The 26,347-nt window shown below is 64.3% G+C and carries 25 protein-coding genes, 1 tRNA gene and 1 pseudogene; 19 read left to right on the top strand and 8 right to left on the bottom strand.

Annotated features, from left to right (window positions below):
- Positions 1–13: 13 nt before the first annotated feature.
- The gene (locus ITJ62_RS02585; protein WP_138946129.1) at positions 14–1,384 is read left to right on the top strand and encodes an LLM class flavin-dependent oxidoreductase; all 1,371 of its coding nucleotides are present in this window, start codon (positions 14–16) and stop codon (positions 1,382–1,384) included.
- Positions 1,385–1,496: 112 nt separating this feature from the next.
- Here ITJ62_RS02585 and ITJ62_RS02590 read toward each other — a convergent pair whose 3' ends face one another.
- Positions 1,497–2,585 (bottom strand): alpha/beta fold hydrolase, encoded by a 1,089-nt coding sequence (locus ITJ62_RS02590; protein WP_194599558.1) that lies wholly within the window; start codon positions 2,583–2,585, stop codon positions 1,497–1,499.
- A gap of 267 nt (positions 2,586–2,852) precedes the next feature.
- Between ITJ62_RS02590 and ITJ62_RS02595 the strand changes: the two genes are divergently transcribed.
- Positions 2,853–2,926 (top strand) — tRNA-Gly (locus tag ITJ62_RS02595).
- A 356-nt stretch (positions 2,927–3,282) separates the two neighbouring features.
- The gene (locus ITJ62_RS02600) at positions 3,283–4,086 is read left to right on the top strand and encodes a DUF5677 domain-containing protein (protein ID WP_194599559.1); all 804 of its coding nucleotides are present in this window, start codon (positions 3,283–3,285) and stop codon (positions 4,084–4,086) included.
- Positions 4,087–4,268: 182 nt separating this feature from the next.
- On the opposite strand, the gene ITJ62_RS02605 is transcribed toward ITJ62_RS02600, so the two are convergent.
- From ITJ62_RS02605 to ITJ62_RS02625, 5 genes are all read right to left on the bottom strand, one after another.
- The gene (locus ITJ62_RS02605) at positions 4,269–4,610 is read right to left on the bottom strand and encodes an Lsr2 family protein (RefSeq protein WP_194599560.1); all 342 of its coding nucleotides are present in this window, start codon (positions 4,608–4,610) and stop codon (positions 4,269–4,271) included.
- 208 nt (positions 4,611–4,818) lie between these two features.
- Complete coding sequence (locus tag ITJ62_RS02610; RefSeq protein ID WP_194599561.1) at positions 4,819–5,823, bottom strand: site-specific integrase; 1,005 nt, start codon at positions 5,821–5,823, stop codon at positions 4,819–4,821.
- 240 nt (positions 5,824–6,063) lie between these two features.
- Positions 6,064–7,029, bottom strand: coding sequence for a hypothetical protein (locus tag ITJ62_RS02615; protein WP_194599562.1), 966 nt, complete (start codon positions 7,027–7,029; stop codon positions 6,064–6,066).
- Entirely contained in the window at positions 7,026–7,490 is a 465-nt protein-coding gene (locus ITJ62_RS02620; RefSeq protein ID WP_194599563.1) for a hypothetical protein, read from the bottom strand. Before ITJ62_RS02620 ends, ITJ62_RS02615 begins: the two co-directional genes overlap by 4 nt.
- Positions 7,491–7,546: 56 nt before the next feature.
- Positions 7,547–8,206, bottom strand: a complete 660-nt coding sequence (locus tag ITJ62_RS02625) for a helix-turn-helix transcriptional regulator (RefSeq protein WP_194599564.1) — start codon at positions 8,204–8,206, stop codon at positions 7,547–7,549.
- A 367-nt stretch (positions 8,207–8,573) separates the two neighbouring features.
- Here ITJ62_RS02625 and ITJ62_RS19255 point away from each other — a divergent pair, with 367 nt between their 5' ends.
- The 4 genes from ITJ62_RS19255 to ITJ62_RS18865 are packed head-to-tail and all read left to right on the top strand — an operon-like array spanning position 8,574 to position 12,004.
- Positions 8,574–8,783 (top strand): helix-turn-helix transcriptional regulator, encoded by a 210-nt coding sequence (locus tag ITJ62_RS19255; protein WP_370581850.1) that lies wholly within the window; start codon positions 8,574–8,576, stop codon positions 8,781–8,783.
- Positions 8,780–9,802 (top strand): hypothetical protein, encoded by a 1,023-nt coding sequence (locus ITJ62_RS02635; protein WP_194599566.1) that lies wholly within the window; start codon positions 8,780–8,782, stop codon positions 9,800–9,802. Before ITJ62_RS19255 ends, ITJ62_RS02635 begins: the two co-directional genes overlap by 4 nt.
- Positions 9,789–10,610 carry a sigma-70 family RNA polymerase sigma factor gene (locus tag ITJ62_RS02640; RefSeq protein WP_194599567.1) on the top strand — a complete coding sequence of 274 codons (822 nt, stop codon included), beginning with the start codon at positions 9,789–9,791 and terminating at the stop codon, positions 10,608–10,610. Before ITJ62_RS02635 ends, ITJ62_RS02640 begins: the two co-directional genes overlap by 14 nt.
- Positions 10,610–12,004, top strand: a complete 1,395-nt coding sequence (locus ITJ62_RS18865) for a hypothetical protein (protein ID WP_228497786.1) — start codon at positions 10,610–10,612, stop codon at positions 12,002–12,004. Before ITJ62_RS02640 ends, ITJ62_RS18865 begins: the two co-directional genes overlap by 1 nt.
- 198 nt (positions 12,005–12,202) lie before the next feature.
- Here the strand turns inward: ITJ62_RS18865 and ITJ62_RS18870 are convergent.
- Positions 12,203–12,658, bottom strand: a pseudogene (locus ITJ62_RS18870) (AbiJ-NTD4 domain-containing protein); the annotation flags it as partial.
- 812 nt (positions 12,659–13,470) lie between these two features.
- Between ITJ62_RS18870 and ITJ62_RS02650 the strand changes: the two are divergent.
- The 11 genes from ITJ62_RS02650 to ITJ62_RS02700 all read left to right on the top strand — a co-directional run bounded on the left by ITJ62_RS02650 (position 13,471) and on the right by ITJ62_RS02700 (position 24,812).
- Complete coding sequence (locus ITJ62_RS02650; protein ID WP_194599569.1) at positions 13,471–15,453, top strand: AAA family ATPase; 1,983 nt, start codon at positions 13,471–13,473, stop codon at positions 15,451–15,453.
- A 744-nt stretch (positions 15,454–16,197) separates the two neighbouring features.
- The gene (locus tag ITJ62_RS02655) at positions 16,198–16,536 is read left to right on the top strand and encodes a helix-turn-helix transcriptional regulator (RefSeq protein ID WP_194599570.1); all 339 of its coding nucleotides are present in this window, start codon (positions 16,198–16,200) and stop codon (positions 16,534–16,536) included.
- A 104-nt stretch (positions 16,537–16,640) separates the two neighbouring features.
- Complete coding sequence (locus ITJ62_RS02660) at positions 16,641–16,931, top strand: hypothetical protein (RefSeq protein WP_228497788.1); 291 nt, start codon at positions 16,641–16,643, stop codon at positions 16,929–16,931.
- Positions 16,932–17,005: 74 nt separating this feature from the next.
- On the top strand, positions 17,006–17,611 hold the full coding sequence (locus ITJ62_RS02665) for a hypothetical protein (protein WP_194599572.1): 606 nt from the start codon (positions 17,006–17,008) through the stop codon (positions 17,609–17,611).
- A 5-nt stretch (positions 17,612–17,616) separates the two neighbouring features.
- Complete coding sequence (locus tag ITJ62_RS02670; protein WP_194599573.1) at positions 17,617–17,940, top strand: hypothetical protein; 324 nt, start codon at positions 17,617–17,619, stop codon at positions 17,938–17,940.
- A 65-nt stretch (positions 17,941–18,005) separates the two neighbouring features.
- Entirely contained in the window at positions 18,006–18,929 is a 924-nt protein-coding gene (locus tag ITJ62_RS02675) for a hypothetical protein (RefSeq protein WP_194599574.1), read from the top strand.
- Positions 18,926–20,431: an SCO6880 family protein gene (locus tag ITJ62_RS02680; protein ID WP_194599575.1), complete on the top strand. Its 1,506-nt coding sequence runs from the start codon at positions 18,926–18,928 to the stop codon at positions 20,429–20,431. The genes ITJ62_RS02675 and ITJ62_RS02680 overlap by 4 nt, the downstream gene beginning before the upstream one ends.
- A gap of 344 nt (positions 20,432–20,775) precedes the next feature.
- Positions 20,776–21,828: a hypothetical protein gene (locus ITJ62_RS02685; RefSeq protein ID WP_194599576.1), complete on the top strand. Its 1,053-nt coding sequence runs from the start codon at positions 20,776–20,778 to the stop codon at positions 21,826–21,828.
- Positions 21,825–23,603 carry a type IV secretory system conjugative DNA transfer family protein gene (locus tag ITJ62_RS02690; RefSeq protein ID WP_194599577.1) on the top strand — a complete coding sequence of 593 codons (1,779 nt, stop codon included), beginning with the start codon at positions 21,825–21,827 and terminating at the stop codon, positions 23,601–23,603. The genes ITJ62_RS02685 and ITJ62_RS02690 overlap by 4 nt, the downstream gene beginning before the upstream one ends.
- The gene (locus ITJ62_RS02695; protein ID WP_194599578.1) at positions 23,596–24,108 is read left to right on the top strand and encodes a hypothetical protein; all 513 of its coding nucleotides are present in this window, start codon (positions 23,596–23,598) and stop codon (positions 24,106–24,108) included. Before ITJ62_RS02690 ends, ITJ62_RS02695 begins: the two co-directional genes overlap by 8 nt.
- On the top strand, positions 24,108–24,812 hold the full coding sequence (locus tag ITJ62_RS02700) for a hypothetical protein (protein ID WP_194599579.1): 705 nt from the start codon (positions 24,108–24,110) through the stop codon (positions 24,810–24,812). The genes ITJ62_RS02695 and ITJ62_RS02700 overlap by 1 nt, the downstream gene beginning before the upstream one ends.
- A gap of 105 nt (positions 24,813–24,917) precedes the next feature.
- Here ITJ62_RS02700 and ITJ62_RS02705 read toward each other — a convergent pair whose 3' ends face one another.
- Entirely contained in the window at positions 24,918–25,742 is an 825-nt protein-coding gene (locus tag ITJ62_RS02705) for a hypothetical protein (protein WP_194599580.1), read from the bottom strand.
- 237 nt (positions 25,743–25,979) lie between these two features.
- On the opposite strand from ITJ62_RS02705, the gene ITJ62_RS02710 reads away from it, so the two are divergent.
- Entirely contained in the window at positions 25,980–26,279 is a 300-nt protein-coding gene (locus tag ITJ62_RS02710) for a hypothetical protein (RefSeq protein ID WP_194599581.1), read from the top strand.
- Positions 26,280–26,347: the final 68 nt, after the last annotated feature.

The following is a 26,347-nucleotide window of genomic DNA, read 5'->3' on the forward strand; positions in this document are numbered from 1 at the left end:
CAGGATCGTGCGTATGACCCGACAGATCCGATTCAACGCCTTCGACATGAACTGCGTCGCCCACCAGGCGTCGGGGATGTGGCGTCACCCCGACGACCGCTCGAGCACTTACAAGGACCTCTCCTACTGGACGGACCTGGCGCAGCTGCTGGAGCGAGGCAACTTCGACGGCATCTTCATCGCCGACGTCCTCGGCACCTACGACGTCTACGGCGACAGCAACGAGGCGGCGATCCGCAACGGCGCACAGGTGCCGGTGAACGACCCGATCCTGCTCGTGTCGGCGATGGCCGCGGTGACCAAGCACCTCGGCTTCGGCGTCACGGCCGGCACCGCCTATGAACACCCGTACCCGTTCGCGCGGCGCATGTCGACGCTCGACCACCTGACGAAGGGGCGGGTCGGCTGGAACGTCGTCACCGGCTACCTGCCGAGTGCGGCGCGCAACATGGGGCACGACGACCAGCTCGAGCACGACGAGCGGTACGACGTCGCCGACGAGTACCTCGAGGTCCTCTACAAGCTGTGGGAGGGCTCATGGGAGGACGACGCCGTCGTGCGCGACCGCGAGACGGGCGTGTTCACCGACCCGACGAAGGTCCACGAGATCGGCCACTTCGGCAAGCACTACACGGTGCCCGGCATCCACCTGTCCGAGCCCTCCACACAGCGGACGCCGGTGATCTACCAGGCCGGTGCGTCGCCGCGCGGCATCCAGTTCGCGGCGGGCAACGCGGAGGCGATCTTCGTCGGTGCGTCGACGAAGGCGGGGTTGAAGGCGACGGTCGGACGCATCCGCGACGCCCTCGAGGCCGCCGGTCGCGACCGGTACTCGGCGAAGATCTACACGCTGCTGACGATCATCACCGACGAGACGAGCGAGAAGGCCCAGGCGAAGCACGAGGACTACCTGCAGTACGCGTCGCAGGAGGGTGCGCTCGTGTTCATGTCGGGCTGGATGGGCATCGACCTGTCGCAGTACGACCCGGAGGAGCCGATCGGCAACGTGAAGAGCAACGCCATCCAGTCGGCGGTCGCCAACTACCAGGCGGCCAACGAGGAGGGTGGCGAGTTCAAGGTGAAGGACATCGCGCGCATGGGGGCGATCGGTGGGCTCGGTCCGCGGATCGTCGGCAGTGCGTCGGAGATCGCCGACACCCTGCAGGAGTGGGTGGAGGAGACCGACGTCGACGGCTTCAACCTCGCCTACGCCATCACGCCCGGCACCTTCGAGGACATCGTCGAGTTCGTCATCCCCGAGCTGCGTCGTCGTGGTGCCTACCCCGAGGAGTACGTCGAGGGCAGCCTCCGCCACAAGCTCCACGGCCGTGGCGACCGCCTCCCCGACGAGCACACCGGGGCCCGCTACCGCTACGCGAAGTAGGTCCGGCCCCGCCGGTCCCGGAGGCTGTCGAGGGCACCGGTCCCTGAGCCTGTCGAAGGGCATACGGACACACCCCGCCCTTCGACGAGCTCAGGGACCGCGGAGCGCCCGATCAGCGCGCTTCGAGCCACTCCCGCACAGCCGCTTCGAACGCTTCCGGCGCGACGTTCCACTCCAAGCCGTGCGGCGCCGCGTCGACCTCGACGAGCTCGAACGAGGGTGAACGGCGAGCGACGGCCCGCGTGAGCTCCACGGGGATCGTCGTGTCGCCGGGCGAGTGGATAGCGAGCGTCGGCAGACCGTCGATCGGCCCGGCGGACAGCGCGCGGACCGGAACCGCGCCGCGCACCCCGGCGGATCGCGCCAGCACCGGCGTCGAGAGTACGGCGAGCGCCGAGTGCACGAGCACCCGTGGCACCCCGGCGACCGCAGCCGCATGCAGGACCGTCTCACTGAGGCCGAGCATCGGCGAGATGAGGATCGCGCCCTGCACCACCTCGGGTCGCTCGCGTGCCGCCGCGAGGCTCAGGGCGGCGCCGTAGGACCACCCGCAGACGATGACCCGTCGCGCACCGAGCGCCACGGCGTCGTCGATGGCAGCGATGACGCGGTCGACGTCCGTGGCGTCAGCCCCGGAGCGACGCTCGGCGAACGCAGACCCGAGGCAGGTGACGAGCGACGGTAGTCCCGCGCGCTGCACGGCCTGCACCGAGCGAAGCGTGGCCAGCGGCGATGCCCCGAGTCCGTGGGTGTGCACAACCCAGGTGCCGTCGCTGGCCTCGCTGTCATCGCCATCGAATCGCCACGCCCCTGACCGTGTCCTCGGCACGCGCGCCTCGTCCACCCCGAGGTCCGCGGGTGTCACGGCCGCGCCGGTGAACCGCGCACGGGTTGCTGCTGCGGGAACACGGCCGCTGACCACAGCTCGCATCACGGAGCCATCCGCCGTCTCGCGACCGATCACCGGCCCGACGATGACGCGCGAGCCGTCGTCGAACTCGAGCCCGTATCGTCCCGGCAGCACGGTGGCCGCGTTCCGTTCGAGCCGCACGGTCATCGGCGACGAGGTCGGCAACACCTCGCTGTAGTGAACTCGTCCGGCCCCGATGACGCGTCGGGCGACCATGGCGCTCGCGACCCCGAACCCGGCGACGGCAACGGCGGCGAGGCCGGCCACGACGACACCTGCGCTGCGCTTCACGTCACACCCTCGATCCCGTCCCGCTCGGGGAACGGTGAACCAGCCTAGCTCCGGGCACCCGGCTCACCGAGCCGACCCCGCTCGCTGAGCTATCCCTGGTCCCTGAGCCAAACCTCGGTCCCTGAGCCGAACCCCGGTCCCTGAGCCGAGCCCCGGTCCCTGAGCTTGTCGAAGGGCACACGACCACACCCCGCCCTTCGACAAGCTCAGGGACCGAACGGAGGCCCGCCGGGTCATGTACGATTACTCAGGACGCTCCGGCGCCACGCGGATGTAGTTCAATGGTAGAACTTCAGCTTCCCAAGCTGATAGCGCGGGTTCGATTCCCGTCATCCGCTCCAAATACCTGGTCAATGGCCAAATCTCGACTCAGACACACGGGAGTGTGTAGCTGCTTGTTTCGCCAGTTTCGCAGTTTATTCGTCGTTATTTCGACGTGGAACGCGACGGAAGAGGTGCCGAGCGCAGTTACTCCCCTTGGAGTGCTCGGGAGCCGCGGGCCATCCTCACGCCCGTTGCGCAAGGGACGCGCGGGAGCGAACGCGCGCCCAAATCGGGCGGCCTGAACTAATTGCGCCCAGGCTTTGATGGCTGACGACTGCGTGGCGGCGGCTCGATCTGTCGAACTGGCAGTGCAATTCACTTCAAATGGCCGCTGTCGGGAGTCGACATCAGCTCAAGGCCGGATACTGACTGTGTGAACAACGAGCAGACCACGCCACTAATCGGGGCGTTTAAACAGAGCTGGCTGCGGGATGAGGCTCAGGTGATTCTCGAACTAGACAAGCTCACCGGCCTATGGACGAAGCACTCAGACCGCCCCTGGCGGGTCGACAGTACGCGTCATGGCACCAACGTGGCGCTCATCAGCGCATTCGTCAGCCAGGCAAATAGCCTCAGTGCTGCCGTCGTGCTTCTCTACCGGGCGGGGTTGGCCTTCGAGGCGCTGCCGCTCGTCCGATCCGTTATGGAACTCGCTGTGACGGCATCCTGGCTTGCTGTATATCCGGACAGGACCCCCAACCTCCTTAATGCCTCTGCAAAAGAACGAAAATCGCTTCTCGAAGGAATCGTCCAACGCGGATTCGACGCCGCAGACGCGCTCGAGCAAATCGAGGACACGCTCGAATATCTGGGCGACAAGTCGACTGGTTCCGGTCGGTCCATCAAATCACGCTGCGATGCCCTTGCTGGCGGCTCCGAGGTCTACCTAATGTACAGGGCGATCAGTTCGCTCTGCCATCCGTCGAACACGCTCGCTGATGCGTTTACGGAGGTCGTCGAGACCTCAGTTGAGAATCCGTGGGGTTTGGTGCTTCGGGGAAACCCAGAGAACGAGCTCGAGGTGAACTGGCTCGGCATGAACCTCGCGATGTTGCTCCGGGCTCAGATCGCCGCGGACATGGTTCTCGAACGCCCGCGGCACTCAACACAGTTGTCTCGGCTCGCCCGACGGATGGGTCTCACGTTCATCATCGAGCCGGCGTCGCAAGTGGATTGAGCTGAGGGCGCCGCGGCCTCGGTCAGACGACGGAGCTGGGAGACGACCTCCGCGCATCCTCATGCCACTCACTTCCCTGAGAAACTGGCGAGGAATGCGCGACTGCAAAAGCACTGGACACGGTCTTGCCGTGATGGATGCCAAGCCTCAATTAGCTCGGCATCCATCACCGGCGCGAATGGCTACTTCGCAGCTGCGCGGAACTTCTCGAGAAGTGCACTCGGAATCCGACCGCGGTCAGAAACGTCGTGACCGTTGGCCCGGAGCCAGCTGCGAGCCGCGGCCAGCTCCTCCTTGTTGCTGCGAGCGGAGCTCGCGGAACTAGAAGCCTTCGCGCGCGAAGTGCTACGGGCCGCCTTCAAGTAAGGTTCGAGCGCCTCGCGCAGCGCCTTCTCGTTCTTCTCAGACAGGTCGATTTCGTAGGTCGAGCCGTCCAGCGCGAAGGCCACCGTCTTGCCTTCACCTTGCTTCAGTTCGGAGCCGTCGAGATCATCGACGAGTGTTGTAACAACCTTCTGTGCCATGGGGGATCCAATCTTCCATTGTGTTCTGAGCGCCTACAGACCCATCAGCACCGAATTCGGCGGCGATGGGTCAGGCGGGGGATGTAGCGCTCAATGTAAATCAACGATAGCAACGCGGCGTGGAGAGAGAATTCCGGTATCGATATTTGACCCTCCTGCGCATAGATGGGCAGGAGCTGATCCGCGGGTGAACCAGGAGGGTCTGCCCCTAGCGCCCGAGCTGTTGAATGGTGTCGGATTGATCCGGCCTGTCAATCGACTGCTGCACATAGTGCTTTCGCGTCACCGATTCGTCATGGTGTCCCAGCTGGTCCTTCCCACCAGCTGCGCCGAGAAGCGTTCCAACTGCTTTTCGGCAAGACTTCGTCGTCGTCCACCCAACACCCGTCCCCGCGACAGCCTCCGCCCATCGACGGCGAATGTTCTCGGGCCACTGTGGCGTCCCTTCGGATGAGGGAAAGACCCACTCGTGTTCAGCGGTCTGATGTCGGCGCTCCAGCATGTGCAGCGTGAAGTCCGGAAGCTTCAACCGTCGATTGGAGCTCGCAGACTTGGGCGTCTCTTGTCTCATCAGCCCGTCGTCACCGCGCACGACGGTGGCAGTGATCGACACCGCGCGCTCGGGGAAGTCGATGTCGGCCCACCGCAGCGCCAGCACTTCGCCGATCCGGGCGCCGGTTCCGAGGAGCATGTCGCCGACGTCAGCGAGGTCGCGAACTGAGTCGCTCCGCGCTTCCCGTCTGTCATGCCTCGCTAGTGCTGCTCGGAGTTCTTGCACCTCCAACGGAGTCGGCGCCCGCACGGTCGCTTTGGCCGCAGCCGGCGCCTTGACCGACGCGACAAGATTGGTCGGGATGGCACCGTATCTGACTCCGAGCGAGACGATGCCGCTCAGGACGACCAGCAGAATCCGGGCCTGCGACGGACCGTTGTCGTCTGCCACGCGGTTCACCAGTCGCTGCACCCGAGGCACTGTCAGTTCAGCCAGACGCACCTGACCAATCGGCCGAACAAAACGGTCGACGGCAGTTCGGTACTTCCGCTCAGTGGCGATCGCCTTCTGCTCCCTTGCCAGATCCTCCAACCACTTGTCAGCCAACTCGTCGAGGCGCGAGTCTCGCGTGATGACCTCGTACGTAGGTGTCAGACGATCCCGCAACACTTCAAGGAGTCGGCGTTCCGCGTCGGCTAGGGTCTTGCCCGACCGTTGCACACGCCGAGTCTTCCCATCGGAATCCCGAACACTGGCGACCGCAGTTGGCACGCCATTCAGGCGCTTCCGAGAGATCCTGCCCCAGGTTTCGAGCGGGAGCGGCGGTCTACCAGCTGGCATGAGGCGAGTCCTCTGCGACCGTCCTCAACAAGTCGGCGATGGCCCGATCGAATCGAAACTTGACCCTGCGCGCGATGAGAATTGAAGCGGCCCCAGCTGCCACGACGCGGATACCTGCGATCATCGATCGACTTCCAACTGCGCCAGTCGGGCGAGCCAGGCCTGGGCCGAGCGCATGAGACAAGAGTCCCGTCGACTCAGCACATGTTCCCCTGGGGACGCGAGGAGTGCGTCTTCGATTTCGATGACCTGGCGATGCAGCCTCATCTCCGAGCTCCAGTATTCGAACCCTTGTCGGCGCTGTACATCCGAGGGCGTGACACGCTCCCAGACATGCTCGATCCCTGCCATCAGCCGGTTCACCCGTCTGCTGCGACGCCACCCCTCAGATCGACGCGCGAGCGGCATCAGCGAGAAGCCTCCGCACAACAGCAGGACCGAAGCCGTCATCAGCGACCCGTAGAGACGTCGTCCGAGATCCATCGTCCGCGCGTCTCCCACGACATGAGCGATGTCCATAACGAGGGCCGCGGCACTGAAGCCCACGGCGAAGACAGACCCCAGAATCAGTAACCAGACTCCGACCGCGAACATTCGGTCCGAGACTGCGGGGAGGAACCGAACCAGCGCCCAGCCCGCATGCCCGAGAACCGCGCCGATGAACGCCATCTCGACACCGTTGAAGACGGCAGCTGCAGGTTGAGCACCGTACTCGCGCATGAACGAGCCGGTCGTCGTCGTCGTGCTGATGCAGGCGAAGGACCCGACCATCACCCAAGCCGTCAGCGCGAGCAGTGCGTATGTCCAGCGCCGGTTCGCCGACGACGCCGCGCCGACCGATCCCTGGATCGCCGTAGACAGCACGGCCACCCCACACACCTGGAGGAGGTTGGCCGGCAGCATCATCCAGTTCCGCGACCCCATCAAGGCATCGGCGGCAAAGTAGACGCCGTCTACGTTCAGAGTCTGAGCCACGGCGATCAGGCACGCCGCGACGAGAATGCGCTGGCTCCGCCTACGGCGGGCCGTGAGTAGAAGCACGATGGACAACGACCACATCGCACCGGCGATGACCGCCGCGCTCATCCGAGGAACTCCTCGAGACCGATCGGGTGCTGCGGTCGCTGACGAATTCCCGCCGCAAGAAGATCAGCCAACCGTTCGGCTTCGATCTCGTCCCCGTCCGACAGATCGGCACGGCCGAACAAGCGATCGCCCACCTCGAGCCGCACGTCCGGGAGAAACCGAGCCAGTGTCGGCGTGCTCTGCGCCAACAGGTCGTGCCTCAGGAGGAGGTGCCCCAGCTCGTGCAGGAGACACTGCAGTCGATGAATAGCTGAGGACGCCGGCGCGTGGAAGATCGTGCACCGCTGCCCCTCCACGAGGAGGAGACCACACACCGAGGTATCGCCTAACGCCCGCAGCGGCCTGGTGCGTATGGAGAGACTTCGAACACGTTCGACGTGGCGGATAGCTTCTTCGAGCGAAGTGACGGAAGCGCAGGCATCGCTGCGATAGGCCTCCTCTGCCCGCAGCTGACGCGGCATGTCCCCTAGTGTGTGCTTCACGATTCCCCGTCGTGGTCCTTTGCTGCAGTTGCCGTCTACGTTCGAGCCGCGTCGAGTTCAGCGGTCACAGCCCTCAGTGTTTGAGCACTGACGTCCGATATCGCGCGAGCGGCGATCGCGTCAATGCCCGCATCGTGGGCGGCGCGGGCAAACTCGAGCTGCGCGTCGATGGCGTCCACTCGACTGTCTGCGCGACTTCCGCGGAGATAAACCGGGTCGACACCGAGCACCTCCGCGAGGTCCTGGAGAACCGTCGACGGAGCTTCCGTCTCGTTGCCTGCGAGGAGGCCAGCCCATGTCTCGCGTGTCATGACAACTCCCCGATCAGCCAGCGCAGTCGAGACTTCCGCGTACCCGTCCAAAGAACCACGTCCGCGAGACTGAGCTGTGACCAGGAGGCGGATACGCCGAGCAACTTCGATGGGCGGTGGGGGCGTTCGATTCTCGTCCTCGGCGTCGACCATGCAGGCCGTCTCTGCGGCCGCGACCATCGCATGTGCTTCGACGCCGAGCGCGCCGGCCAGGGTGTAGAGCGCCGAGATCGGAATCTCCCGCTGATTGTTGAGGTACCGCAGCACGGTCGCGCGCACCATCCCAGACGTTCGAACGAGATCGTCGATCGTCACCCCTCGGGCGGTCCTCGCATCGCGAAGCGCAGTCGCGACCGCCGCGTTGAATCGACCGGGAGTAGCCATGCGGAGACCGTAGCAAACAAATATACACAGGTACAAATCTAATATTTGACAGAGTTGCCGTTCGGTTCCTATGGTGACCGAATGGCTACCAAGACCCTCACTCGGCGCACTGCCGAACATGTCCAACGCATGTTGTGGACTCACGATCTCTCTCAGGACGACACCGCGAATGTCGCTGACATCCCACCGGGCCATCTCCAGCTGAAGCTCGCCGGCGAGCTGGACTTCACCGTGGATGAGCTCGACCGAATCGCCACGGCACTAGGGTGCCGGAGGTCAGAAATGCTCCCCGCAGATCGGCGTTCAGCTGGAGGCGATCGTGGTTTCTGACATTCGCACGCTGGTCGACTCCGAGAGCCGCTCGGGCATGGTTCTCGATACATCCCACGCCGCCGTCTACTGCGGGCTGTCCCGAGGCACGATGTACAACCTGCAGTCGAAGCGACAAGGCCCGCCCGCTTTCAAACATGGACGGAAGACCGTCTACTACCCCGCGGATCTCGACGCCTGGTTGGCGACGAGAATCACCCCCTGCGCTGCGAAACACTCCGACGAGACGGAAGGTGCAAGCGAGTGAGCGCCGAGCAGCAGTCCCCGCCTGCCAACAGCTTCCCGCTCACCGAAGCTGAGTTCATCCGTCCGCAGTTCGCGTTCGAGCGCGAGTACGGTCAGTACCGGAACTGGTGGGCCCGAGACCAGAGAATCGTCGGCAACCCGTTCTCGCTCCTGCTCTACCTCGTCACCCATCAGCGCACCTACAGGATCACCCAGTCACGCGCCCAATCTGACCTCGGGCTCGGCAAGGATGCATTCCGCGCGGCACGGAAGAAGCTGGAAGCCGCAGGGTACCTGCGGGTCGAGGAGCATCGGCACCCGGCCGGCACGGTCGACGCTCACGGCAACTCGATCGCGGGGCACCGAAGGGTCCTGCTGATCCTGATGGACCCCCCACAGCCGGACGCGGCGGTAGAGCGTGTGCCTCTGGCCTCGGCGGATCATCCGCCAAGGGTTCAGAGTGCCGGTGCAGTTGTCGCCGAGGCGACACCGACGAGCATGCCGATGCGGCAACCGTCGCCCGCTGTACCTGCCGCGAACCACGTCGGGTCTTCCTCCGAGGCTCAACCAACGACGGCTGCCCCGCCGCTTAATGAAGACCAATCTCTAGAAGACCATTCTTCTTCGGTCTCGAGTCTGGAGCTCGCCCTCCAAGCGTTGCACCCAGGGCTCAGCCTCGCGCGGTTGCGATCGTGGCTTGCTCGGAATGCGCCTTCGATCGAACCGGCACGACTGGACCTCCTCGCTGCCAGTGTCGATGTCATCCACGCAGCTGCCCGACCGATCGGTGACCCTGTCGCGTACGTCGGCCGTTCGATCGAGCGTGAACCGATGCGGTGGCTCGAGCGATCCTCTGAGGACGAAGTGTCGGTCGAGATGGAAACCTCGCCTGGCCCTCGCCGCCTCGGCAGTCGCCCACCAACGGCCGCCGAGTGCGGCGCTCGCGGGCATCGTTTCATCGGCACGTTCCGAGAGATGTGCAGCACCTGTGGCGAGGAACGCCCGGGATGGCGGGAGGACCGTGATCGTGACTCAGCATGATGTTGAATCGATGCCGTCGGAGAACTGCGATGTCGTCGATCGGGAGCTACTGCTCCAGTCGTCGGACGCGATCGATCGCATCGGTCTGGACGTCTTTCTCGCAGCCGTCGAGTCGACACGCGGGTACGTCGTTCGGGTCCTCAACCAGCATGGCCTACCCGGCGAGATCGATACCGCTATGCAAGAGATCCGCGTCATCGCATGGCGTCGCGCCGAGAGCTTCGAGCCGACTCGCGGGTCATTCGGGCGGTACGCACAGGGCATCGCGGCCAAGGTCGTTCTCGCGATCCGACGCGAGTCCGCCGTTCGCTGCGGGCGGTTCACCATCGACATCGACACCGACCGCCCAGCGGCCGGTAGCGATCCCCTGGACTTGCTCGTCCACCGTTTCGAGATGAGGCGTTGTATCACCTGGGTCCGCGAGACGGTGTCTGAGCGGGACTGGTTGATCGGACTGGAGTTGATGCTGACCGATGAGGCACGCGACGATGTCGTGGAGCGGCTCAACGTTTCGCCTAGAGCGATTCGAACGGCGCGCGAGAACATCACCGCGGCGGCGTGGACAACTCGGGCGGCGCTCCGTTTGGCCGACCGGGGCTACCCAAACACAAGACAGACCGCGGTCGAGTGCATCCCCGAGGCGGACGGCCTACGCTCGATCGCCGTCTTCGAACCTGCGATGCTGCGAGATGCCGCCGGCGTAGCTTCTATCACCGGACTGAGCAAACACCGCGTTCACAGCAGGATCGCGCATGTCAGGAAACTCCTTGTTCTCGCCTCTCGCATCCTCGACGGGGAGACCATCTGATGGCTGCTCCGCTGCTGGCCGTCAAGGTGGTGGTTGCGATCGGACCGCGAAAGATCCTGGCTGTCGTGCTCATCGCGCTGCTCGGGATCGTGATTGCGGCCGCTGCTCTGCCCGCCCTCGCGATTTCGATGTTCGTTCCCGCCGGCAACGCATTGCGGCAGGCGTACTGCATGGCGCCCGGCAGCGCGCCTGCCAGCCAACCGACCGCGCCGCTCCCAGTCGCCGAGGAGATACTGGTCCGCGAGATCGTCGGTGCAGTCGCGGCGATGAACCCCGAACCGAAGGCGAAGCTCGCTGCGCTGACAGCCGCCTACGCGGCGTCGAACATGACGCGCGCCGACCCCGCCACGATTACCGATGACACGCCGCTCGGTGTGTATCGCCGGACGATTCGGGGCGGGTGGGGTTCTGCGGAAGAGCTGCAGGATCCTGCGGCTGCAACCAAGTTGATTCTCGGAGGCGCTGGACCGAATCGTCCCGGAATCATGGCAGAGCCATCCTGGATCGACGAGCCGGCCGGATGGTGGCTGTCCACCATCGGCATTCATGTCGAGGGGCCCACCGTCTCAGCAGCCGAGACCGCCGCGCGCAACGCGCTCACGAATGTTGAGCCCGGACTCCCCCCGGAGGACCTCACCGTCGGGAAGTCTTGCAACTACCTGCCCGTCGACGGCGACAACCGTGAGCTCGCGCTTCGTCTCGTCGCAGCGATGGACGAGGGACGGCTCGTCGGTAGCGACTATCTCCAGCAGCTGCGCGACGTCGCGAACGGCACGGCGCACGCAGACTGCGGGGTCGATTCCCGCATCATGCAGATTCTGCTCATCGCGCTGAACACCTTCGAGCAGGTCGCTGTGTCGGACCTCAACCGCCGCTGCACCAGCTCCCTTGAGGGTGCTGGCGAGAACTCGTCTCACTATCGCGACGGTGGAGGGATGGCGGTAGACATCTACGCCCTGAACGGCAGTCCAGTGACCGGCGGTGACGAGCTTTCGCTTCGGATGCTCGCAATACTGGATACTCTCGTAATGCCCGGATCGCGAACCGGACAGTCCAATTGCAGAGAGGATAGTTCGTTCATCCACTTTGATCAGTTCGAAGACTCATGCAACCACGTCCATATTGACGTGGCGTTCGCTATGCCATTAACCCAGGCAACGGATGAGTCCAGAAGGAATGGCGTCCCGCATAGTGGCTCAACATCAGATCAAGTCCAGCTTTCGCCCTTCCTCGATCAGATACGAAACGAAGGCCGCACACGTAACCAGTACGTAGCGCGCAAGGCCCTGATCAGCCTTCGCAGGATCGATCCCGCCATGACGGATTCCGTCGTCGTCAGAGACCCATCCGTACATCTGACTCCAGGAAGCCTTCAACGCGCCGTGGAGCACTAAGCCCGAAGCTTCCAGCTTGCTGAGACCTTTCCCCAATGTGCCCTCAGCCGTGACTATCTTCACTACCGCCTCGACCGCAGAGATCGACTCCTTTATCGAGTTGGGATAATCAGGTGCCTGCCGATCCGAGAGCAATTCAGTAGCCCGGTCCAGGTGGTGCCGCACTCCAGCCAAATCGGCTGCGCTGTCGAACGCGGTAGAGACTGCGCTTGCCTCCAAAGTTGAACCTACGGGCGTCAGCTCAAGTCCAATGAACCGGTAGCCAACCAGATAGTGCTCAAATCGGTTGTTGAACGCACGGACAATCATACTTGCTCGGTCCCGCGAGTAACCGCTTGGATAGCGCTCCAAATACTTCACAACCGCTTCAATGAGGTCGAGAACGTCATACCATTCGCCTTTAAGGATTATCTGCTTGAGGTAACCCCAGATTGTTGTAGCACCAGGTCGTTCATCCCGGGCACGCTTGAGGTGCCCCTCCCATACGGCGCTCAGCACCTTCTCCTGCTGAGGATCAACGATGCCCCGGTTGAGCTCCTCGCGGAGAAGAACCATGAGATTCCACAGCTCAGTTCTAGTCTCAGTATCAAGGTCTTCGAGCTGCATGAGAGAGCGGGTCTCTTTGAAACCCATCCGTTGAGCAAAAGTTGCCATATGGGGATGCTAGCGACACGCTCCACCCTGCGGGCCCACGTAGTCGACATCCAGATGATCTCTGGCCGCTGAAAGGAGTTGCAGCCCAGAGCCTTCCCCGCGATACTGTATCAACGCCACGACGGCGGTGCGGGCCCAGGCGCCTTCCCGGATGCTATGCACACGGCACCTAGAACGCAGGCGACCGGGTTCCGCCTGCAGACACACCGGACAGCGGGTGGTTCGCGGCGCAGTCGCCGACCACTCGAAGTCCGCAATGAGCAATGCGTGAGTCCACTGGGTACCCTGTTGCAACCCGCTGGTAGGCATCCCCAGCGCGGTGGCCCAGCTGCGTGCGCCTGATGAGGAGCGCACGGCTACGGGCGCGGCCTCCTTGAAGACCTGCTGTCGAGTGATGCTAAAGCGCCGTCTCCAGGAACCACCAGGCAGGACACCATGCGGGCCCAACTGGGCATCGCGGGGCGACAACGAGTCGCTAGTTTCCATCGTGCCTGCAGCGTGCCGATGTCTGCACGACCTCGTATTCGCTGACGCGTGCATCATCATGGTCGCCTACACCACGCACTACATCCCGCCCCTGGAGCGGGACCTGCCTCGGCGAGTGCGCGGATCGGCGCAGACCGAACGAGGGTTTCCTGGACGCACCGGCGCCTCGCTCGCGCGGCGGCATACTGACGTGGAGCAACCAGAATCCGCCTTCCCCAGCGGCCGGTGCCGCTTTGGTAGCCGAAGACGGGCTGGATCAGTGTGCGGTGGTCGATTTATCTACATTCTGGGTACGATTCTGGTGTCACCGGGGAGGGACCGCCGCTATGCGCTGTATCAAAATTGAATTCCACGGCTTCAAGCGGCTAGCTGACACGTCGTGCAACACCGACGGCAAACTGATTGCTTTCCTCGGACCAAATGAAGCTGGAAAGAGCAGCGTGCTCGAGGGACTCGATTGGTTGACGAACGCCGAGGAGCCGTTGCCGAGCCGGCTCCGGAACCGCTCGTTGAGCGCCACCGCCGCAACCGATGCCATTGTTCGTGCAACCTTCGCTCTCACCGACGAGGATCGCGAGGCAATCGGACACCTCGCGTTCGAGGATCGCGCGCTTCGCTTCGTCGTGGCCCGCTACGCAGACGGCGTGCTTCGCACTGGAACCAAACCGGACTTGATTCGCGAACGTGGCCCCTTTGACGCGGTCCGCGGTGAACTTCAACGACGGCCAGACCTGTCGCAGACTGACCTCTCTCCGGTGATCACCGCAGGCGTTGCTCTGGCTGCCTCACTCGCCGAGGAGCCCGACGAGGCTTGGAAGGAAGAGAACGACGAACTCTTTGATGCTCTTGTCGAGTGGCTGCGTGAGCCGGTGGCCGACGAAGCCACCAACGACGAGCCACAACCTGGCGAATCAGAAACCGATCCAGATGACCTCCGCCTAGCCGAACTACTCGTCAGAATGAGAGACATCCTCCAGGCCGAACACCCTTCGCAGGTCGCGAGACGCATCCTCTGGGAGCGCGCACCCGACTTCGCACTGTTCACGGAAGATGACCGAACGCTGCAAGATTCATATGACATCGCGGATCCGACTGTCCGTGATGACCCTCCGCAGGCCCTGGCCAATTTGTTGGGTGTAGCAGAGCTCGATCTGAACCGGTTGTGGGAGCAGATCACGGAGGCGGATAGTGGTGCCGCGTTCACCACCGAGCGTCGCGCAAACGAACGTCTGCAGGCTGCGCTCGGCCCGAAGTGGCGGCAAGAGTCCATCGATGTGCAGTTCAAGGTCGATGGGTCTTTGCTGCGAATCCTGATAGTTGAGGCCGGTGAGGGCGGCGCGAACACGCCCATCAACGAGCGGAGCGACGGACTGAGAATGTTTGTCGCTCTGGTCGCGTTTCTGGCTTGGCATAGCTTCGAAGTCCCTCCGATCCTTCTCATCGATGAGGCAGAAACCCACCTCCACTATGACGCCCAAGCTGACCTACTGGAGGTGCTCGCCGCAGACGTGGACGCGACCCAGGTCTTCTACACGACACACTCACCTGGGTGTCTCCCTCGGGATCTGGGCACTGGGGTGCGGCTCGTTTCGCCCCGCAAAGGACGTCGGGACGCGAGCGAGCTGCGAAATGACTTCTGGACTAATGAACGCCCAGGTTTCACGCCTCTTCTCTTCGCGATGGGAGCCGGTGCTGCGGCCTTCTCCGCCTTTCGACGGGCCGTCCTCGCAGAGGGTCCTGCCGACATGATCCTGCTCCCCAGCCTCATCCGGCTGGCTACTGGCGCGAGCGACCTCTCCTATCAAGTAGCGCCCGGCTTGGCAAACTACCGCGGCTCTGGTTTGGAGCTCGAAGAGACAGCCGCACGGGTCGTCTACCTCGTTGACGGCGACACGGGAGGCGCGAAACATGCCAATTGGTTGAAGGAGATCGGCATCCCAGGGGGCAGAATCTTCGAACTGCGAGCAGGATGGGCCACCGAAGACTACGTCCACCCAGATCGCTACCTCGAGGTGATCAACGCCCTCATCTCCTCGAACGCCAACCTCGGGTCTGTCGCCCTCGATGATCTCGATCAGGAGCAGCCAATCAGCAAGGCCATCGCGGACTGGTGCAAGGCTGCGGGCATCAAGGCCCCTGGAAAAACTACGGTGGCGTCGATTCTCATCGGAGACCAGGACAAACTCCGGCTATCCGAAGGGGCGAAAGAAGCGCTTGTTGAACTTCACGAACAAATGCAGAGCGCTCTGACAGCTGCACCGCTGACGAATACGGGTCAATCGCCGCAAAGCACGGCGGACCTTGGCTAAACAGCAATCCCATGCCGGACCCTCTTGAGCGATGCCGAGTCCTTCCTGAAGTTCCTGAGGCATCGCTTGTCCGTAGCGCCGCCAGCGGCGAGATTCCCCCGGCTGCGACGAGTCCTACTACGTCGACCACGCCAGGACGGGCGAGCCTATTAGCATCGAGCGCGAGGTAGCTCCCGAGCAGTTAAGGGAGAAGTGACGTTCGCACCAATTGTCGCCTCGCGTCACGCACCCCGACCACGGAGGAGAGCTCGCCGCTGGAGAGTGTTGTTGGAGTCTTCGGTTGCTGTGAAGGCCCTTCCGGCGACGCTGAGCATGCGCGCGGTCACCGTCACTTCCGCCTATGACGGCAAGCAAATCTCGACATCCTCCGCAACAAGCGATACCAACACCAGGTCGCACTGACTCCCGGCAAGCGCTGGGCGGAGGACACTAAGTGCGCCACGAACTGTCACCCAGTCTCCCGGCTTGAGCGCCGCGACAGACTCGATCAGTTCCTGGGTGCGGCAGAGAACCTGACACCAGGCCACTCGAGTGTCGATGATGAGCCCGTTCGGCTGCAGGGCTCGCTGATGATCCGCGAGGACGAACGAAACTGTCGTCACCTCCCCGACGGTCGAACAGAACAGTTCCCCGTCGACTGTGCCTGTGACCTTCGCCTCTGCCGTCATACGCCCTCGATTCATTCACGAATGGTTTAACCGTTCGCAAATCATGCCCGTTCGAGGAACCGTGCACAATGACCTCATGCCCCGCGTCGCTCGCCCCAAGCTCTCCGACGATGCGATGAGTGCGCTCGCGACCCTCGGCGAACCGGTGAACTTCGCGATCCTCTCGAGACTGCTAGCGGAGGGCCCGCTCACGCGCGGACGCATCGCCGAGCTCGTCGAGGTGAACCGGGTCACGGTGCAGGATCACCTGGAAACACTGCGTGAACTGGGAGTTATCGAGGCCCACCCGATCCAAGAGCCTGACGGGAAGCGACACCGATACGAGTACGTCGTCCTCAAGCAGGTCGTTTCCGAGCGCTACCGGGATCTCGGCGTCGAACTGGGCCTGGGCCGGACTCGACCAGCGTCCAAGTAGTCGGGAAGTTATCCACAGACGCCAGTCCTCGCCCGAAGTGGCCCCTCTCCCCCGCCTAGCGTCGACTGCATGACCTGGGCGAACCGATGAAGCTGTGCGGCTGGATGTTCCTGCTCCCACTCCCGCTTCTGGCGATCGTGCTCGTAGTGGTGATCCTCAGCCGTTGGGGCGGCTGGGTCATCAGCCAGATCGTCGTCTCGTTGTTCGGAACCACGGTTCTGCTGCACGACGCACATCAGGATCCCGCGACACGTGCGTTGGTTCTCGCCGTCATTTGGGCTGCTGCTGCCGCGAACGCGACGCTCTACATCAGACACGTCGCTCGGCGGCAGCGCACTGTCCAGGTCGCATCCGGTACATCCTTCGACCTCACTCCCTACCGCCGCCGGAACTAAGTCCGCAGGTCTGCCCGCATCACGCCAAGAGCGATCGAGGACGCACACGTCCTCGCGAACTCTCGGGAGGATCGATGCGGCGACCGCTGCTTGTAGGACTGCTGGCCGTCGGGGCCATCACTCTGACCGGGTGTGTCGACGCCGACACTGCACCCCAGGACAAAGCCTCATCCACAGGCCAAACAGACCGCTCCCCCGCCGCCCCGGATCGAGAGCCAGTCGCTCGCGCGGCCACCTCTGACCTCGGCGTCGCCGTCTACGAGCTCGGCAGCTACGTGACGGCCCAGGACTCGGGCCTCCTCCGCCAGCCCGGCGGAACGGACCGCTTTCCGACCGGCAGCTTCGTGATGGTCATCCAGGTCTCGCTCGACGGGTTCGTCCCCTTCGGTGAACTCGACCTCAGCGGCCTCACCGTTCGGGAGACGAGCTGGGCCGGGCTCGGCGACCTGGCCGAACTGGACACTAACGAAGGACCGGACTTCGTCGCAAGCGCAGGCGTCCCGTGGGGACCGGCCGGCGCGCAGGGGCGCGGTCGTGACTGGTCTCTGCCGAACCACCTGAGCACGAGCTTCGCGCTCGCGTACTACGTGCCGTTCGGTGTATCTGCGCTGGATCTTGTCGTCGATGTTCCCTCGCAGCGTGACCCGCTGACTCTCTCCGTCCCGGTCCACGCGGAGTGAAGACCGTGGGCGGATCCATCATCACGTCCGTATGGGCCACGAACCTCGGCGGGTTTCTCCTGAAGACGATCCCCGACATCACGCCGAAGGCTGGTCCTGGATCGAAAGCCATCCAGGACCTTGCGGGCAACATCCTCTTCGTCGTCCTCATCCTCTGCGGCATCGGGGTGCTCCTAGCTGCCGCCTGCATCGCGCTCGGTTGGCTCATCAAGAACGGCGCACTGAAGTCCGTCGGGATCGCGGGGGTTCTCTGCTCGGTCGCCGCTGCCGCAATCGCGGCTGGCACCACCGCACTCATCAACTTCGGCATCGGGCTGCAGATCGTATGAGCGGCTTCCGGACTGACGACTTCGGCGTGCCCCAGTTCGGCTGCGGGCCAGCCGACATCCCATGCATGGCTCAGGAGTCGGCTGCCCGCTTCATCGGCGGCGGCATCATCGGCCTCGGCGACTTCATGACCGACATGCTCGCAAACGCCTTCATCGGTAGCCGTCCCGGCGAGTCCAGCTGGACCATCGCCGACGGACAGTTCTGGTTCTGGGTCGCGACGATGGGACTCGTCATCTCCATCGTCGCCTGCTTCCAGCTCGCGCCGGCGGCGATCATGCGAGACGGCCGGCGGATCGCGCAGGTCGCAGTCGGCCTCGTTGTCGCAGTGCCGTCCAGCGTCGCCGCTGTGTACGTGATGAGGCAGTTCGTGACCTACGGCGGTGAGACGACCGATGCACTCGTCGCAACCGTCCAGGACCAGAGCCTCGGCAACGCGCTGCTCCGCATGTTCGGATACCGCGTGGTCGCTGATGTCTCCGTCCCGGCCGACGATGGCGCGATCGCCCAGGCGATGACCACCGCCAAGCTCGCCCCGAACGCGGTCATCGGCCAGTACACCGTGGTCCTGCTCATCCTCGCCATCATGGCGCTGGCCGCGCTCTTCCTCTACGTCTCGATGTCCATCCGCTCCTTCTCACTCGTAGCCCTCGCCGCGACGGCACCGATCGGCCTCATGATGATCGGGCAGCCGAAATTCGCTGTCTGGGCGACGAGGTGGGCGAATCTGACGATCGGGCTCGTCATCGCCGAACCGTTGGCGGCGGCGATCCTGGTCCTCTCGATACAGCTGGTCACGAATTCCACCGACCTCGGCGTCGTGATCGTCGCCGCTGGGGTGGTCTTCGCGGCAGCCTTCGCTCCCCTGTGGGCGGTCCGCCTGGTGTCGTTCGCCGGGGACGAGGTCCGTAACTCCCTGCAGCCCCGGCCGCATGTCTCAGGCAAGGCCCAGAACGCCATGCGCGTCCTCGGACGGATTCTCGCGAAATGACCAACTCGCCGATCCTCCCCCGCGTCCGTTTTGCACAGCGCGAGCGACGCGGCGCGTTCCTCGGTCTGAGCTGGCCCCAGCTCACCGTCATCTGTGCCACGGCTGCGGCCTCCGTCATGTGGCTCCTGGTCGATTGGGGCGGCTACTGGCGCATCGGGATCTGGCCGGCGGCGCTCTCGATCGCCGTAGGGAGCTGGACTTGGCATCGGGAGTCCGGTCTTGCGCTCATCTGGCGCGTGCTCACGTACGCCGCCCGACGGCATCGCCTCCAGACGAGCTTCAGGCGCGACGTGTGGGACTCACGAAAGGACGAACCTATGAAGATCGGAACGAAGCGGCGCGGGACTGGAGGCCCACGCGAGGTCTATCGCTATCGCCTCCCCGGCGCGCACGGATCGCTGCGCTTCGTCCAGGTCCCAGGTCGGGGCGGATTCCTCCTGGACCCGAAACGATCGCTCGTCTCGTTCTCGGTCGACGTTCTGAGTTCCGCGTGGCCGCTGCTCGATGAAGGCGTCCAGCAAGCGGCATACGACGGCTTCGTCGGATGGATGAGCGGGCTCGAGGCGGTCCCTGGGCTGGTCGATGCGACGGCGCGTATCCGCGTCGATGCCAAACCCGCCGACGAGCTCGCGCGCTACGCAGCGGAACGCGATCGAACCGATCCGTCGACCGTCAGCCCAGCGGTCCGAGCGGAGTACGACACACTGATCACCGCGGGTGCCGATCGATCGATGCAGTTCACCAACACGGTGACCGTCTCCTGCGATCTGCGCTCGCTCCGATCGGCGATCAAGCACTCTGGGGGCGGCCTCGTCGGCATCGCTGCCATCGTTACCGACCTTGTCGAGCAGATGCGTGACTCGCTCGAAGCCATCGGTGTCGAGCTCCGAAACTGGCTCGACATCGAAGCGATCGACGAGATGCTCGCACTCGCCATGAACCCGACGAGCTTCGCAGCAGAGTCGCGGAATGACGGCCCGAACGGACTTGCTCCGGTCATGGGCATCGAGGAGCGCTGGGATCACGTGCAGATCGATGGTTCGCTCCACCGCACGTACTGGATCGCTGAGTGGCCTCGCTCCGAAATCAGCGTGGGGTTCCTGGACAAGTTGCTCTACTCAGGCGAAGCGACGCGGGTACTCACCCTCAGCGTGCGGCCGGTACCGGCCCACAAGGCCCTGAGTCAGGTGGGGCGAGCGAAGGTCGACCTCGAGGTCGCACGAGGCTTGCGTCAGCGACGCGGGATGATCACCACCCGTGAGCAGGATCGCGAATACGAGGATCTCAGCGAGCGCGAAGACGACATCGTCGACGGGTTCACCGACATGGAGTTCCGCGGGTTCGTGACCATCTCGGCCGCCGACATCGACGGCCTCACCCGCGCATCGGCCTCGATCCTGCAAGCAGCGCAGCCGGCCCGGGTCACCCTCGCTGCGATGTACTTCCAACAGGCGGCTGCGTTCATGTCGACCGCGCTCCCTACTCCGGTGGGCAAGCGATGAGCCGGCGTCGTCCTGGAACACTGACCCGTTTGGATGCGTGGCGCGACAGCCTCGCTGAGGACGCGCTCCCGACAAGTTCGATGCCCGCCGGCGGACGGAAGACACCGCACAACCTCCGCGCACCGGCGGGTGTCGTCGCGCCGGTCCATCGCGCCTCGTCACGTACCCTCGGCGCCGCGCTGCCCTTCCTTGCCGAGAGCGGCGAACCCATGGCCGGCGCCTACATCGGCCCGAACCTGCTGTCGCGATCCACGTTCTGCTTCGACCCGTGGGAGGCCTACGCCGCGGGTGTCGTCCGCTCGCACTCGATGGCGATCTTCGGGGTGAAGGGCAGCGGCAAGTCCGTGCTCGCGAAGGCGCTCAGTACTCGGCTGTGTCGGCTGGGCCGGAAGGTCGCGGTGCCGCACGATCCGAACGGCGAGTGGACGCGCGTCGCCGCCTACGTGGGTGGTGTGACGATGCGCCTGGGCCCCGGTCAGACCGCCCGGATCAACCCGCTCGATCCGGGACCCCGCCGCGCCGACGTCAGCGATGCCGACTGGACGCAGGAAGTCCTGCAGTTTCAGCGGGCCAAGGTCCGCGCCATGGTCGCCATCCTCCGGAACACGACGGAGCTCAGCGAGATCGAGCACACAGCTATCGATCTCGCGCTTGAGCAGGTGCACCGGTCGAATTCGACCGTGCTCGTGCCGATGGTGTGGGAAGCGCTGCGTCACCCTGAGTCCCACATCGCCGAGGAGATCGGCGCGGGCGGCCAGATGCTCGCCCACACCCTTCGTCGCGTGACGGTCGGCGATCTCGCCGATCTCATGGACCGCCCGTCGACGGTTGCTTTCGACGCGAGCACACCGATGCTGACGGTCGACACCTCAGAGCTCCTGCGCGCGAGTGCGGAGACGAAAGCGCTTTTGCGCCTGGCGACGACCGACTGGATCGAGCGAGGTACCCCTGCCGGTCCTGGCCAGGCGCGGTTGATCGTGCACGAGGAGGCAGCCGTCGCGCTGCTCAACGAAGTCGCGGGCGGTGGCAATCTCGTCGGACGAGTGAGCGACGAAAAGACCGCTCGTCACAAGAGGCGGTCGAACTGCTACCTCATCCACCGCATCAACGACTTTGACGCGCTTGGCGATCGAGGGTCCGCCTTGCACGCCCAAGCCCTCGGGCTCTTGGCGGACTGCGACACCCGCGTCAACTACGCGCAGCACACGGGAGAGCTCGAGCGCAGTTCGCAGGTCCTCGGATGGAACCGGACGCAGACCGAGCTCGTCCGCAAACTCCGCCGTGGCGAAGGCTTCTGGCAGATCGGGCCGGAGCGGGTAGCCAAGGTCCGCAACGACTGCACACCTGGCGAACTGGCTGTCTTCCGCACCGACGGACCCGGAGCGGCACCCCGATGACCGACCGACTCGTTCTCGTTGTGCTGGGCATCATCGCCATCGCGGCAACCGCAATCGGCATAGCGCGCGCAGTAGTGGTGGTCTTCGTGCTGCTGACCTGCGGAGAGGTGCCGGCTGGACTCGGTCCGTTCGCCGCGGCTGGGCTGCTGGTCGCCAGCGGTTCGGTTCCCGCAACACCGGGTGGGGGCTGCATCGTCTCCACAGATGGCGCCCGTTGGACGGTCATCGGCGTAGTGGTCCTGCTCACGATCGTCGCCGCGCTGTGTCTTGCCGGGTGGTTGTCGTTCCGTGAATCCGACCGCTGGTTCCGGTCACAGCTCCTGCGGCGCAACGGCTTGGCGGGACGCAGCGAGGTGCGGCGACAGGTCTCCGAGCGGGCGCTCCTTCGAAGGGCGGGAACCCTTCGTCCGACGCTCCCGGATCCCACCGCCGATGATGTCGGCTGGCGGATCGGCACCTCGCGTGGCCTCGACGTCTACGTCTCGATCGAAGACTCCCTCCTCCTCGATGGCCCGCCTCGCTCCGGCAAGGGCTGGCGAGTCATCATCTCCGCCATCCTCGACTGGAACGGCCCGCTGGTCACGACCTCCACCCGGAACGACAACCTCGCCGTGACGATGGCTCACCGCGCGCAACACGGAACCGTCACGGTCTTCGACCCGCAACAGCTCTCGGGCGTTCGCTCCGCCCTCCGGATCTCGCCGGTGACTGGATGCGCTGATCCTCTCGTCGCCGAGCAACGAGCCCGGACGATCATCGCAGGCAGTGCACTCGGACGCTCCTCCACCAACCAAGAATGGGCCGGCGCCTCGGGGACGCTCCTTGCTGCTCTGTTGCACGCGGCAGCGCTCAGTGGCGGTGGCACCACAGCGCTCCGGGACTGGGGCATGAGCCCGGTGTTGGCGGGGCGTGCAGTCGATGTGCTCGCCGACGCAGGCGCGCCGGGGTGGGCGATGGGTCTCGCAGATGTGATCGAAGGTGACGCGAAGCTACTGGGATCGAAGTGGTTCGGCGTCGCCGAGGCCCTGCGACCGCTCGCGATCCCGTCCGTCTTCGACGCGATGAACCCTGGATCCGACGAGGCGCTCGACGTCGACGAGTTTCTCGCGGACTCGAACACGATCTACCTCATCGGCACTGGAACCGGCGCGGGAGCAGTCGGTGGGTTTCTCGGTGCCGTGCTGGACGACATCGTCGAAACCGCCCGACGCAAGGCGCTGGCCTCGCCCGGGAACCGTCTCGATCCTCCGCTCGGGCTGATCCTCGACGAGATCGCGAACATGTTCGCCTGGCCGCAGCTGCCGACGATCCTCTCGGATGGTGGCGGTATCGGGATCTCGACGATGGTCGTGCTCCAGTCGCTGTCGCAGGCGAAGTCCGCCTGGTCGGAGAGCGAGGCTGACACGATCTGGAACTCTGCCATCGCCAAGCTGATGCTCGGCGGGTCGTCCAACATCAAGCACCTGCAAGACGTGTCGAGCATGCTCGGCCAACGACAGGTGAACCATGGGTCCGTCAGTCGCAGCGAGACGGGCACGACCCGCTCCGAGCAGCGACAGCTCGAGCCGGTACTGACGGTCGATGAACTCCGCCGGCTTCCGGAAGGCATGGGCCTGCTGAGTTACCGAAACCGACGAGGCGTCCTCCTCGACGTCGAGGGATGGACCACACGACGCGACGCTCGCGAGATCGTCGCGGGCAAGCGAGCGACCGAGGCTGCCCAGCGGCAAGTCTTCACCGAGCAGTCCGAAGCCCGGCGGAAGACGCATGGCTGAGATTGGCGGATGGCGTCAGGCCGCGGAGCGTGAGTTCCGGGCTCCGTTCGCGCTGGACGACGCGGACGAGGTCGGCGATGGATTCGACACCTGGCCAGCGCTGCCCGAGCCCGAGTACTTCGGCGTCATCAACTGGCGGTCCTTGCCGGACGAACGCGAGCCAGAGGTCTGGCGGCTGCTCGCAGAATGGGTCTCCTGGCTTTGCACCCGGTACACAATCCCGGCCCGGCTCATCCCGGACTGCTGGTATCTCCACGACGGCATTGTGGAGGAACTCTCCGCACTGTTCAGCAGCTGGGAGGTGTCGTTCGAAGAAGCCGACAGCGGCGGGCACGGTCCCCTCGGCTGGCACGAGCGATTCGAGTACTTCCGCTCCCGCCTTCGCCACTACAAGCCCGAGGGCTGCGCGAACGGACACCTGGAAACGGCGAGCCGGACCATGCCGGCAGGACCTGAGCTCCGCGCGCGCATCGCCCGCGCCGACCGAGACGGGACGGTCCCCTGATGCTCGTCGCGGCTCCCAAGACTCTCGACTACCAGGCCGAAGCGAAGGCGTTCTTCAAGGGGCTGAAGCAGGCAAGCCCCGAACGTCTGCAAGCACTGCTGAATGAGGGCGAATATGACGCCAAGCTCAGCTTCGTGCTGTGGGAGTCTCGCGACTGGATCGCCCGTGAGCACATCCGCGAAGCGCGTGGGCTCGGGTACGGAAGGGAGAAGGCCCTCGCGAAACAGCGCACCCAGTCGTTGCTCGGCCTCTACCGCGAGGACGCGAAGCGGAACTACGTGCCGCTGCCAACGCGGGTACTACTCCCGCCACCCCGACTCCACGAGACAACGCCTGCGGAACAGCGACTCGCGGAGCAGCGCGCCAAGACCTTCTTCTCCGCATTGAGTCGGGCAAGCCCGGCCCGGCTTGAGGCGCTCTACCAGGAGCGACGTGGTGGCGAACAGCTATGGAGGCTCCTCCATCCGGAGCCAGGCCGCCCGACGGCCGAAGAACGCCAGAGGATCTTCGAGTCCCGCTCACGGATCGACCCCGCAATGCGACCCACGCCGACGACCGGACCGTACAAGCGAGGGAAGGTCACCCCAGTCGGAATGACCCGTGCACGCGCACTCCAGCTGGCCATCGAAGCGGAGAAGCGCCGGGAGGCCGAGCACCTCGCTCGCCGAGCTAGCCGGGGTCGGAACGGTCCGGCGATGAGCTGAGGCAGCTTACGTCAGCTGGAAAGCAGCCCATTCGCGGTTCAGCGCTTGACAATCAGGTGTTCTCAGGCATGGACCCCAGGGGAAGCGGCGACTGCCGGAAGCTCTCTAAACCGGCAATTTGTGTCTGCTCCAGCCTTCTTTGTCACTCCAGAGCCAGACGACGGAACCATATTGCGCTACGAGCCAGAGGTGTGTGATCTCTGGACGCGCTGGTGGTGGGCTGGTGGGGACCTGCGCAGATCTCTGTAGCCCATCGATCACTTCGAAGTCAAAGGCGGTGTAGTGAATGGGCACGAATAGGTGGCGCTCGTCATAGCCTGAATTCGCCAGTTTCTCGAAATGCTTCTCGAAGTGAGAGGTCGCATATGCATCTTGCAGAGCATTGTAGAGCCCCTCATGCGAGTGTTTCACGACCCCTCCAGTGCCCGGCAGCACCAGATTGACATGCGGCTCCTCGCCTGGCAGAGTTTCGAAACCCAAGAGAGTGCCGGAGGAGCCAAATACGAATCGGCGAAGAATTTCGTCAGCCCAGACGACCTCGGCCGGGAGCTTCTCCGGCATCCGCACGGCATGCGAGTCACACACTGAGATGATGTGTTCATAATCTGGCTTCAACGCCTGGTATTCCGCAAATGAAGCGAATTGCAGCAGCCAGGTGCGCTTGCTGCCCGTTCCCCACGTCTGTTCTTTTGCGACATGCGCCTCGAGGCGCATCGCTTGGTCACGAGCATGGGTCATCACCTCGAAGGCGGCCTTCCTCCCATCGGTGTACCTCAGTTCAGCGTCAGGTGTCCGCGGTGCAGCGCCCGGTATATCGAGCTCCCACGCGGTTACATCAAGCACACTTTCGGCAATGAAACACGCCGCCTGCTCCTGAGGACGGAGATGCGGCCAGCGGACACTTGCGGCGATGAAAGCTGAACTATGCATTCCCCGAGAATACCGAGCGAAGGGTGAGTTGCACCATCTGGCCTTGTGCTCCGTGGAGCAACTGATCCTTCCCGATCCCGACGTGGACATGCCGCTGGACAGCGATTCTTCTTGCCTGGCAATAATCTTCGGGCGCCACAGTGCTTGGACGAAAAAGTTATCCACAGGCAGACACCTGTCGCCCCGCGGCCGGTGCCGCTGTCCCTACGTTCGAAACAACGACGGACAGGACACCGAATGACTCGCTTCACCCGCATGATGCTCACCAGCTTCGACGGAACCGGGCTGCCATCCGAGGCAGCGGCCGAGTGGCAGTGGATCAATCTGGACCACGTCGAACGGATTCTCGAACACGTTCACGAGGAGCCCGTGCGCGAGAATCCGCATCGCCCTGACCGGCCTCGATATCTCGCGTTCCTCGTGCTGACGTTCTGCAGTGGCGCACTCCTCGCGCTCCCGGCAGGCAGATACGACTCAGACGACGCCGCCCTCGATGGCTTGATCCACGTCCGGCAAACACAGCTCGGCGCCGGCTGACGCGCACGCCGCCTCCAAGCGCGGCGGTTCATCCGGTCAATACGTCATGACGTATTGAAGGATGGCCG

This window comes from Plantibacter sp. VKM Ac-2876, from assembly GCF_015350715.1.
GTDB lineage: Bacteria > Actinomycetota > Actinomycetes > Actinomycetales > Microbacteriaceae > Plantibacter > Plantibacter auratus.